The organism is Anaerocaecibacter muris (assembly GCF_943192945.1).
GTDB classification, from domain to species: domain Bacteria; phylum Bacillota; class Clostridia; order Christensenellales; family Pumilibacteraceae; genus Anaerocaecibacter; species Anaerocaecibacter muris.
In genome coordinates this window covers 61761-73368 of record NZ_CALPCE010000008.1, presented here as the reverse complement: position 1 = coordinate 73368, position 11608 = coordinate 61761, and the positions used below count along the sequence as shown (strand labels likewise).

At 42.2% G+C, this 11608-nt stretch carries 8 protein-coding genes and 2 tRNA genes; 7 read left to right on the top strand and 3 right to left on the bottom strand.

Annotated features, from left to right (window positions below):
- Window positions 1-451 precede the first annotated feature (451 nt).
- The 6 genes from NFR57_RS07900 (at window position 452) to fucO (ending at window position 8648) form a co-directional block, all read left to right on the top strand.
- Window positions 452-527: transfer RNA gene (locus NFR57_RS07900), tRNA-Lys, on the top strand.
- A 5-nt stretch (window positions 528-532) separates the two neighbouring features.
- Window positions 533-617: transfer RNA gene (locus tag NFR57_RS07895), tRNA-Tyr, on the top strand.
- A 684-nt stretch (window positions 618-1301) separates the two neighbouring features.
- A complete protein-coding gene (locus NFR57_RS07890; protein ID WP_251183298.1) occupies window positions 1302-3143 on the top strand; it encodes a leucine-rich repeat protein in 1842 nt (613 codons plus the stop codon).
- Window positions 3144-3423: 280 nt separating this feature from the next.
- Complete coding sequence (locus tag NFR57_RS07885) at window positions 3424-6105, top strand: leucine-rich repeat domain-containing protein (protein ID WP_251183297.1); 2682 nt, start codon at window positions 3424-3426, stop codon at window positions 6103-6105.
- Window positions 6106-6272: 167 nt separating this feature from the next.
- Complete coding sequence (locus NFR57_RS07880; RefSeq protein WP_420840782.1) at window positions 6273-7346, top strand: DNA adenine methylase; 1074 nt, start codon at window positions 6273-6275, stop codon at window positions 7344-7346.
- A gap of 153 nt (window positions 7347-7499) precedes the next feature.
- Window positions 7500-8648, top strand: coding sequence for a lactaldehyde reductase (fucO, locus tag NFR57_RS07875; RefSeq protein WP_251183299.1), 1149 nt, complete (start codon window positions 7500-7502; stop codon window positions 8646-8648).
- 109 nt (window positions 8649-8757) lie between these two features.
- Here the strand turns inward: fucO and NFR57_RS07870 are convergent, their stop codons facing one another.
- The gene (locus NFR57_RS07870) at window positions 8758-9537 is read right to left on the bottom strand and encodes a zinc ribbon domain-containing protein (protein ID WP_251183296.1); all 780 of its coding nucleotides are present in this window, start codon (window positions 9535-9537) and stop codon (window positions 8758-8760) included.
- Window positions 9538-9539: 2 nt separating this feature from the next.
- A complete protein-coding gene (locus tag NFR57_RS07865) occupies window positions 9540-10433 on the bottom strand; it encodes a hypothetical protein (RefSeq protein WP_251183295.1) in 894 nt (297 codons plus the stop codon).
- A 107-nt stretch (window positions 10434-10540) separates the two neighbouring features.
- On the opposite strand from NFR57_RS07865, the gene NFR57_RS08855 reads away from it, so the two are divergent.
- Complete coding sequence (locus tag NFR57_RS08855) at window positions 10541-10774, top strand: helix-turn-helix domain-containing protein (protein WP_420840781.1); 234 nt, start codon at window positions 10541-10543, stop codon at window positions 10772-10774.
- An 86-nt stretch (window positions 10775-10860) separates the two neighbouring features.
- Here the strand turns inward: NFR57_RS08855 and NFR57_RS07860 are convergent, their stop codons facing one another.
- Window positions 10861-11574: a biotin--[acetyl-CoA-carboxylase] ligase gene (locus NFR57_RS07860; protein ID WP_251183294.1), complete on the bottom strand. Its 714-nt coding sequence runs from the start codon at window positions 11572-11574 to the stop codon at window positions 10861-10863.
- Between the last annotated feature and the right edge of the window lie 34 nt (window positions 11575-11608).

Genomic DNA, 11608 nt, shown 5'->3' with positions numbered 1-11608 from the left:
ACCGCTTGCGCAAAGCGCAAAGGTCGCCCGCGCTTATCGCGGGCAATCTTTCTACCCCTGCCAAACAAGAAACACCCAAAGCGGTGTTTTTTGTTTGGGAGCGGGTAAGGAAGATTCGATGAGCCTATGGAACGAATAAGAAGAGGAAAAACAGTAAAAGAAAACATAATATCAAGAAAAAGGAATGAAATTCGGCGATAGTTCGCTAACCGCTTGCGCAAAGCGCAAAGGTCGCCCGCGCTTATCGCGGGCAATCTTTCTACCCCTGCCAAACAAGAAACACCCGAAGCGGTGTTTTTTGTTTGGGAGCGTGTAAGTAATTATTTGCTCAACGTTAAAACCCGTGCAGGGAAGTACATAACGGCGTAAACGGTTTAAAGTATTTAAAAAAGCTAATATAAATTGCTTGACAACGGAAATTTATTTGTGATAGAATAATATGGTTGCGATTGGTCCATTAGCTCAGTTGGTAGAGCACTTGACTTTTAATCAAGTTGTCCCGCGTTCGAGTCGCGGATGGATCACCAAATACGGACGGGTTCCCGAGTGGCCAAAGGGAACAGACTGTAAATCTGTCAGCTTCGCTTTCGGTGGTTCGAATCCACCCCCGTCCACCACCTAAAACCTAAAACGAACCACTAATTAAATTGTTCGGGTTAGGTTTTTTCTTTGCCGTTTTTAGTTTTTAATCGTGCCGTATAACGCCGTTATATTGCCACTGTAACGCTTTTGGGTGTTCGGCAGTAATTCTATCAATCACGCACAAACGGCGGTTTATGCCGCGAAAGGCTATTGACTGAAATTGCGGTGTGTTAGGCTGGAACGCCAAAGGCAAACCAAAACCCGACAGATTTATTTAATCGGTCGGGTTGCGCGTTTTGCCCTTATTTGCCTACAAATACGCCGCAAAAAAAGAGCATAGTTTAAGGTATCGGGCAAAAGAAAAAAATCGGGGTTTCGCGGAAAGCCTGCGCACGAACCCCGATTTTTCGTTGCCGTCCTTGCTTTTTCGTTGCGTTGTGTCGGTTTGTGGCGGGTGCTTGTCCGCGCCGCGTAGCGGCGCGCTTGTTGTTATCAAGCACACACCATAGTGCCCAAATGAGATTTGCTATAAATATTGTTGATTTTTCTTTGTGAATGTGTTATATTAAGTTTGTTACACAATTAAATCATAAGCTAGAGTGGTATAGCCAATTAGCGCCTCTCTTATCCGTCTTATGGAATTGTGTAGCGACAATGTGGAGCTTACTGTTGGAGTGCGTTCCAAATTGAAACGCATTTTTTAACATAAGGAGTTAAAAGTGAAAAAGCATACTATTATTTTAATGTTGATTATAGCGGTAGCATGTTTGATTGGTCTTGCCGCATGTGGCAATAATAATGATAGTGGTATCAAATTTAAGACCTTACAAGTAACAGACGCCAGTGTTTATGGTGAAGTATCTAATGATACAAGAAGTTTTTCGTTTATAGATGAAATATCTGTGACAAATTCTGCAACATATGAAGTTTGTACGGATTTAGCTTGTACAGAAACAATACCAAGCAAAACGGTCGAGTTAGATAATGGCAATAATCTGTTTTATGTTCTTGTTAAAAATAACAATGAAGTGAAACTGTTCACAGTGACAATTCGTCGTCGTCCGTTATATATAGTCACTACTGAAATTGATAGCTATGTCACGAGAAGATATGTGGAAGAAAATGAACAAATTAATGAGCCACAACAACCGAATGTAAATGGATATACTTTTACTCATTGGGAGATTAATAGTGCTACCGCTACATTTCCTTACTCTGTTACCGAGAATACAACAGTTAAAGCAGTGCTTGTGGGCAATCAATATAAAGTTTCACTTGATGCTAATGAGGGTGACCCAATATCCAACTCTGAGTTAATTGTTAATTACGGGAACTACTATACATTAGATACCCCCAAAAGGGAAGGCTATGTTTTTGACGGTTGGTATGATAATGACACAAGGGTAAGCAATTCCGGTAAATGGAATTATGCGCGTGATATAATATTAAAAGCCAAGTGGCGTCTCGGTATGTATCGCGTTATATTAAGCAGTAATTATATTAATGCTGGCTCGGTTAATACATTAACAGAACAAGCAGAATTTCAGTCGCAAGTAACAATTACTGCAATAGATAACGAATATTTAGGCTATACTTGGCAGGGGTGGTACGATGGTGAAACACTGCTTACTACAGATTTAACTTATACATTTAGTATGCCTTCCCACATGATTAAATTTGTTGCAACTTGGAAAGTTGATGAAGAATTAGAGAGTTTTAATTTTACTTCCGATAAAACAACTTGTATTATAAATAGTGTAAAATCCAAAGGTATAGTAGAATTATCATTACCTAATTATATCACAGGCATAGCGGAATATGCTTTTAAAGATTGTGTAGATTTGACATCGATAGAACTTCCAATTAGTATTTCAAGTATTGGATATGGAGCGTTTAATGGATGTATAAATATTATTACTGCGATTATTCCTACTGGTTTGTATAACATTCCGAAAAAACAATTTCAAACTGTAATAATTAATGGAGGAGATACAATTAAAGAATATGAATTTAGTAGCGGAAACTTAAAAAGTATAGAACTTTCCAACAGCATAACAACAATTGAACGCGGAGCTTTTATGAATTGCCGTAATTTAATATGTATAACAGTGCCTAATAGTGTAACAAGTATTGGCGAACGGGCATTTTCTTGGTGTACAAGTTTAACTAGCGTGACTATTCTAGGTAACATAAAACGACTCGAACCTGCAATGTTTGAGCATTGTAGTAGCCTGGAAAATATTTATATAGAAGAGGGCGTCTCGTCAATCTCTTATTCTGCGTTTGTAGATTGTAAAAATTTAACAAAAATAGTTATACCCAAAAGTGTAACAAGTATTAATGATAGTGCATTTGATGGATGTACAAATTTAAAATCAATATATTTTAAAGCATATCATTCTAATGTATCCTCAATGATTAATAGTATTATACAATCAAATAGAAACTCGCCGTTTGTTTCCGCATATAAATATTACTACTCATCTAGTAAACCGTGGCGTGATGATGGATATAGTTATTGGTATTATGATTCGAATGGTGATATAGCTATTTGGGCTTAATACCTATATAGGTGTGTTCAATTTGCTTCTCATGTTGTGTTTACTTTAGATATGAAGTATAAACTTCATTATTCGTTTTAAGTTACTAATTCTCCACCACGAAAATACACCCCTTGCGGGTGTTTTTTTGTTTGTGGACGGGGGTGCGGCTACCACGCACACATATAACGCCGCAAAACTAGTTCAATAGATAATAGTTTATAAAAATAGATTGACAAAAATAAATCGAGTTTGTATAATTAACAAAGACACGCGATTAGTAGGAGGAAAATACGTGCGTATGGAATATTGCGGTGAAATAATTGACGGGAAACTGGTATCTTTTCGCGACCCTCGTGGTTTTAAAGGAAAGGTTGTTATAGCTGACGGTGTGACCGAAATAGGCACCGGCGCGTTCGAGGTGGCGTATTGCGGCGTTAAGACGGTAATCATACCGTCTACCGTAACCAAAATAGGCAAGCGGGCGTTTTCGTGCTGTGAGCTATTGCAGGAAGTTGTCATACCGGAAGGCGTGCAATCTATAGGCGTAGAAGCGTTTTATAACTGTCACAGCTTAAAATCGATTAAAATACCGAGTACGGTTACTTCGATCGGGGCGGATGCGTTCTGTAATTGCGGCGCGTTGGAAGAAATTTCGGTAGATGCAGACAACCCCGTTTATAGCGGTGTGGGCAACTGTCTTATAGAAACCAAGAAAAAGCTGTTATTGCGCGGTTGCAAAAACAGCGTAATACCTGCCGACGGGAGCGTAACTGTTATAGGCGACAGCGCATTTTCCAACGACAGCGCGCACCCGCGAAATAACGTTCATTCAAAAGGCATTTCGGAGATAGTAATTCCAAACGGAATAACCAAGATTTGCAAGTGTGCGTTTGAATTTAATTTCGCGCTTGAAAGTATCGAGATTCCCGACAGCGTCAAGACTATCGAGAAGCGTGCGTTTTCGCGTTGTCACAATCTTAAAAACATCAAATTCGGCAACGGTGTTCAGGTTATCGGCGAAAACGCGTTCGAGTATAACGATAAACTTAACGTCGATTTGATTTTGCCCAAAAGTCTTACCAAAATAGGCACATATTCTTTTTATAATTGCGGAATAAAAACCTTGACGGTCGGCGGGGTAAAGACTGTCGGGAAAAACGCTTTCAGAAAATGCAACAATCTGAAATCGGTCACATTTGACGATGGTGTGAGCGAAATCGGCGAGGACATGTTTAGCGATTGTATTGCACTCGAAAAAGTAGTCTTTGCCCCGACTGTGAAAACGATTGGCAAGTGCGCGTTTAGGTATTGCGAAAAGCTCAAAGATTTATGCTTTAACGACGGTCTGGAAACAATCGCCGAGGACGCGTTTCGCTGTTGTTCGGAGTTGGAACACGTTGAAATTCCCGACAGTGTCAAATACATAGGCAACGGCTCGTTTGCGTACTGCGAAAAGCTGGGCGACGTGAAACTGCCCGCAAGCGTCGAGTTTATGGGCAGCGGCGTATTCAGCGGATGTCCTGTTAAGGTTGCCGCGCCCAAAAAGACGGGGGCGGTCGGCTTCGATATAGCGGATAATGTGCTTATAAAATATAAGGGCAAATCCGCGGACGTGATTATTCCCGACGGCGTTACCAAAATCGCCGCCAAGGCGTTCTATAACAAAAAATATTTAGAGAGCATTACGCTTCCCGCAAGTTTGACTTCAATCGCAAACAAGGCGATAGAGAGATGCGACAATCTTAAAACTATTAAAGTCGCAGACGGCAATGCCGCATACCGTTGTGTCGGCAACTGCCTTATCGATACTAAAAAGAAGTCTGTAATTTACGGATTTAAAAACAGCGAAATACCTTCGGACGGTAGCGTAGCCGCGATTGCGGCAAACGCGTTTGCGGGTGTAGAGTTGGAAAGCATAGTTATTCCAGAGGGCGTTAAAACGATAGGTTCGTGCGCGTTTAAATCTTGCGCGAATTTGAAAAGCGTATCAATGCCGTCTACCGTTAAATCATTCGGACCGAGCGCGTTTAAATATTGCAAAGCACTTGAAAGCATAACTATCCCCAAATGTACCACGGCGATAGGCAACGAGGCGTTTTCGGAGTGTACGGCGTTGACCGAAATATGCTTTGACGCGGATTGTTACGACGATATGTGTGTAAGCAGTTGCGCGTTTGACAATGCGGGCAAAAACACTAACGGCATACATGTGCGAGTAGGCGCAAACGTGCAAAAGATTCCGAAATATCTTTTTGAAAGCAACGGCACGGAAAATGTCGCGAATATAATCGACGTTGAGTTTGCCGAGAACAGCGTTTGCACGAGCGTTGGCGACGATGCGTTTTACATGTGCGCGAAATTAGAAAAAATAAATCTTCCCGATACGATAACGACAATAGGGCGCGACGTATTTAACGGTTGTGTTGCGCTTAAACATCTTAATATCCCCAAGAGCGCAACTGCAATCGGCGCATACACTTTTCGTAAATGCAAGAGTTTGACGGAAATCGTTATCCCCGCGGGCGTTACCAAACTTGTCGGCGTTTTCGAGGGTTGCGGAGGACTTAAAAGCATAAGAGTTGACGACGGCAATCCCGTATTTCACAGCGCGGACAACTGTCTTATAGACACAGAAAAAAAGATATTGTTGCGCGGCTCAAACAACAGCGTTATTCCGTCGGACGGGAGCGTGGTGCGGCTTGACAATTATTCGTTTGATTGCTGTAACGAATTGGAGAGCATAGTTATTCCCGACGGCGTGGAGGAAATTTATAACAATGCTTTTAAAAATTGTACGAAGCTCAAAAGTGTGACCATTGCGTCAACCGTCACGTATGTTTGTAATCCGTATTTTGAAAATTGTACAAGCCTTGTAAGCATAACCGCGTCCAAAGAACTTCTTAAAAAGTACGATTATTTTGAAATGAAAGATAAGGAATTCGGAGCGAGCGGCAGGCGCGTGAGCTTTTCTTTTCTGTAATTTTTAACGGCGCATTACGTGTCGAACGAAATATTGAACGAAAAGAAGTTTTTTGAACTCGCCGAAAAACTGACTTGATTTGCGCGATATTGTTTTAACAAGAAAACGCTTGCTTTTATTCGCGATTTGGAATATAATACACTTACTTATATAAGTAGGTGGTAATTATGTTGAGTTTTATTTCCGCGAAGGAAGCGGCGGAAAAATGGAATATTTCGCAACGTCGCGTATCCGTACTGTGTAGCGAAAACAGGATAGAGGGCGCAATGATGGTAGGCAATATGTGGATTATTCCGAGCAATGCCGAAAAGCCCGTCGATCAACGAACGGTAAGATACGAAAAAGAGTTGTCGCACGTATTAAAACCGTTTGTAAAATGGGCGGGCGGAAAAAGTCAGCTTATAGGCGAACTGGAAAAAATGTTGCCCGCGGACGGCGGCGATATAACAAAGTATTGCGAACCCATGGTGGGCGGCGGCGCGTTGTTGTTCGATATGATTGCCAAATACGATTTTAAAGAGTTGTACATAAGCGACATAAATGCCGAACTGATAAACGCGTATAAGGTTATAAAAACGGACGTCGAGGCGTTGATAGCGCGGCTCGAAGAAATGCAAATGCTGTTTTTGCCTATGGACGAAAACGGCAGAAAACTTTACTATTACACGATCCGTTCCAAGTTCAATTCGGTAGAATTGAGCGACGGTACGGCGGTCGAAAAAGCCGCATATTTTATATTCCTCAATAAGACGTGCTTTAACGGGCTTTACAGGGTCAATAAAAAAGGGCAATTCAACGTGCCTATGGGAGCATACAAAAACCCGACTGTTTGCGACGAGGATAATTTGCGTAACATAAGCGAAGTATTGCAAAACGTGACGATCGTCTGCGGCGATTACACGCTTGCGCGCGAATTTATCGACAAAAACACTTTTGTTTATATCGATCCGCCTTACCGCCCGTTGTCGCAAACTTCGGCGTTTACGGCGTACAATGCCGATGCGTTCGACGACGGCGAGCAAGTGCGGCTTGCCCGATTTATAGACGGTATCAACGCGACGGGCGCAATGATAGTATTGAGCAGTTCGGACCCGAAAAACGTCAATCCCGACGATAACTTTTTCGACGATCTTTATAAGTCGTATTGTATCAAGCGCGTAGAGGCGAGCCGCATGATAAGCAGTAAATCGGACGGTCGCGGAAAAATTAACGAGCTTATTATAACAAACCGTCGAATTTAATTCAGTCAAAGCGCATAGCGGGAAGCATGCGTAAATTGCGGAGATTATTGTCGGAAAATAATTCGATAAAAATAAAAAACCGTCTTTACAAAAGGCGGAAAAAGTTATATAATACTAATATCGGTTTACGATACACAATCAAGGAGTTTATTTATTATGGCAAGAATTGTTTTGAACGAAACAAGTTATCACGGCGCGGGAAGTATCCGAGAAATCGCGGGCGAGGCGCAACGCCGCGGCTTTAAAAAAGCGTTTGTTTGCTCCGACCCCGATCTCGTTAAGTTCGGTGTGGCGCAAAAGGTGCTCGATGTTTTGGACGGCGCAAAGCTCAAATACGAGCTTTACAGCGATATAAAGCCCAATCCGACTATCGAGAACGTGCAGACGGGCGTTGCCGCATGCAAAAAGAGCGGCGCGGATTACATTATAGCAATCGGCGGCGGGTCGTCCATGGACACCGCAAAAGCTATAGGCATTATCATGACCAACCCCGAATACGCCGACGTGCGTTCGCTCGAAGGCGTCGCGCCCACTAAAAATCCGTGCATGCCCATTATAGCAGTGCCCACTACTGCGGGAACTGCGGCGGAAGTTACTATAAACTACGTAATTACCGACGCGCAAAAACGTCGTAAGTTTGTTTGCGTGGACGTCCACGACATACCCGTTGTTGCCGTAATCGACAGCGATATGATGAGCACCATGCCCAAGGGCTTGACCGCCGCTACCGGTATGGACGCGCTCACGCACGCTATCGAGGGTTACATAACAAAGGGCGCGTGGGCAATGACCGACATGTTCCACTTAAAAGCTATCGAGATTATATCCAAATCGCTCCGCGGCGCGGTCAATAACGAAAAGGACGGCAGGGAAGGCATGGCGCTCGGTCAGTACATTGCGGGCATGGGCTTTTCCAACGTCGGGTTGGGCATAGTGCACTCCATGGCGCACGCGCTCGGCGCGGTGTACGACACGCCGCACGGCGTTGCCAACGCCATACTTTTGCCCACGGTCATGGCGTACAATGCGGAAGCGACGGGCGAAAAGTATCGCGATATAGCCAAAGCAATGGGCGTTGAGGGCACGGAAAAAATGAGCCAAGCCGAATACCGCAAAGCCGCTTGCGCCGCCGTAGCCGAACTGTCCAAGGACGTAGGTATCCCGCAAAACCTTAAAGGCATAGTGAAAGAAGCTGACATAGACTTTTTGGCGCAGTCCGCCATGGACGACGCGTGCCGCCCCGGCAATCCCAAAGACCCGACCAAGGAAGATATTATCGCGCTTTACAAATCGTTGCTGTAATAATTATTCCGAGTGTAAAATCATAAGCAATAAAACAACCGTCGTTTTAGATTTGTTCGCAAGCGGCGGTTGTTTTGTGCAATAACTACATTATTATTTATTGATTGTATTATTTGTTCTTTTCCTTCAAGTACCATTTTTCGGCAGGAGAAGTATAAATATGCGTTATTATTTTTGTAACGAACGAAGGTGCAAATATTCCAATTAGGCACACGCCCATAAATACAATATAAATATAATCGTCCGCACCGAGAATAAATCCGAATTTAATAACAAAATATCCGAAAACTCCTACTATAACATACAGTATGATTCTGACAACAATATCGATTATATATCCGACAAAGCGTGTGTTTACATAATCTTGATTCACGGAAGCGTATGTAATATCGAGATTGTGAGCTATCATTGTTGCTTTTTTTCTTTTTGCGGATTGATAATCGTTAAGTGCGGGTGATTTTAAGGCATCGAGATTATTCTTTTTAATCCAAGTCGAGCATTTGTCGAGTTCGAAATACTTTAAAATTGTTTCCAAAACCTCTTGTCCTATTAAAAATATAAGCATAAAAACTATTGACGCAACCATAAATGTATCAAGTCTTTGAATTGTTTCATAATCAGAATTTGAAGTAACGCCTATCACTATCGATGCAATAATAAAAATCAAACCTGTAATTAAAAGAAGTGCGGCAAATACTAAATTAATATTTTCAAATATATTATGCAATTTAGCGTCGCGTTTGCTATTTGCTTGCCAAGCATCTAAAGCGCCGTAAAGTTCGATGCTTTCCTGCAATTCATTGCGTTCGCATTGAAAACCGTATCCGCAAGAGGGGCAAACCTCGCAGTCGTCATTACACTGATTGCTACATTCGGGACAATTTTTCATAATTATATGTCATCCTCTTTGAAGTAATTTTTTGTGCGAATTGAATTTGCAAGACAAAATACCCAAAATAATATACAATTTACGGCATAAAAGATCAAAAGCGGTAAAGACATATTTAACGCAAGCGTGCCGTCGTTTGTAATCACCGCTTTACTGAAAAGCGACGGAAAAATAAAAGCTAAATAACTTAATAGCAAAAATTCTATAATCGCTCTAATCCAAAATTGAATTTTTGCAATAAATAGTTCTTTGGGATAACGATAATACGTATATCCGCCGTCAAAATCGAGTAAACGATTATATTCAACTTTATTGTCTTGCGTTGTGTATGTGGAATATGCGTAAACTAAAAATTTAGGGTGTGCAAATTTTTTATCGACATTCCATTTATAGCTTTGAATAGAAATTTTATAGCTTACTGCGTGATTGTAAAAGTAGCCGAAACCGACGATTGCGGAAAATGAGATAGTTGCAAAATACAGCGCGATTATGGGCAATTTAAAAGTAAGTTTGGTATCTATGTCGCCGTTAGTAACACACCATAATACAAGTAAAATTAAATCAAAAGCGTAAATAAAGTATCTTAATATTTTAACGTATTTATTTATGCGGTCTGTTTTGTCGATAAATTTTTTTAACCGAGGGCAATCGTTGTAAAAAGTCTGTAAATAATCCACTTTTTCTACATCATTGTCTTCCGCTATACTGTTATCGGCGCTTTGGGTATCGTTTGATTGTTGTGCTTTTTGTTGGTCGCATTGTTCGTATAATTCATTTTCGCCTGCAAACTGCTTGCCGCAATTTTTGCAATGTTTGAATTCGGCATTGCAATGCACGCATTTATCCGCTTTGTCCGATATAGACTGTCCGCAACACGGACAAGATATAATTGCCATGAATTTCCTCCGTCGATTACTTATACCCATAATGGGTATAAGTAATATATCATACCCAAGTTGGGTATGTCAACCCATTTTGGGTATAATAATGATATAATTTTAACATGACATTTGCCGAGCGGTTAAAGACAATTCGAAAGGATTGTAATATGACCCAAAGAGATGTATATTCTATTTTGAATATATCGCCTAACGGGTATGCGAGCTATGAGCAGGGTAGGACGGAACCGAATATCGAGATGATTAAAAGATTATGTAAAATTTTCGATGTTTCGGCGGACTATCTTTTAGGTATGGATAGTTTTGAATATAATGAAACTCGTTCTTCGGAAGAGTAATATAAAAAATCCCGATTTGTCGTCGGGATTTTTTATTTGCGGATTGTTGTATTCGTAAGTACGCGCGGGGAGTGGCGCGGGCGATATTATTCTTTTACTTCGCGGATTATGGAAACTTCGCCCGCGTCAACAGCGACGGTTGCCGCGCCTATTCGGACAATTAGCGATCCGTCGGGCGAAACGCTTTCGGCAAAGCCGCGAACGCGCGTGCCGTTGTATGTGAACTCCACCGTTTTGCCGACGTTTACGCACAGCGCGCTGTAACGCTCGCTATCGAACGTCGCGAGAGTTGCGCGCTTTATTCTGTTTATCATACCCGTAACAAATGCGGACGCGCGGCTTTCGGGCGCGTCGAGTGCGCACGCGGTTTCCGCAATTCCCGCTTTTTCAAACTCCTCGGGCGGAGTGCGGTAGTTTATTCCCACGCCCACGAGGTATTCGGCTTTGCGCGGACACTTGCACAGTATTCCGACAACCTTTTTGCCGTTGTACATTATGTCGTTGACCCATTTAACGCCCGTTTGTATGCCGAGTATCGTTGCGATTGCGTCGTGCACTGCAAGCCCGACTGCGGGCGTGAGCGTGTGCGGGTCGATATAAAGTCCCATAACGCGCATTACGATATACAGTCCGCCGCTCGGCGAGAAAAAAGTATGATCGCCGCGACCCTCGCCGTTTTTTTGGCTTAAAGCGATTATCGCGTCGCTTTTGCCGATTTCGTCGAAAGTGGAATCGCAGGCTTCGACGATTTTTATATTCAGTCCCGTATGCAGGCGTATGAATTTTTCGTCCAGTTTCATGATTATATTATACACAATCGTTTTGCGGAAATCA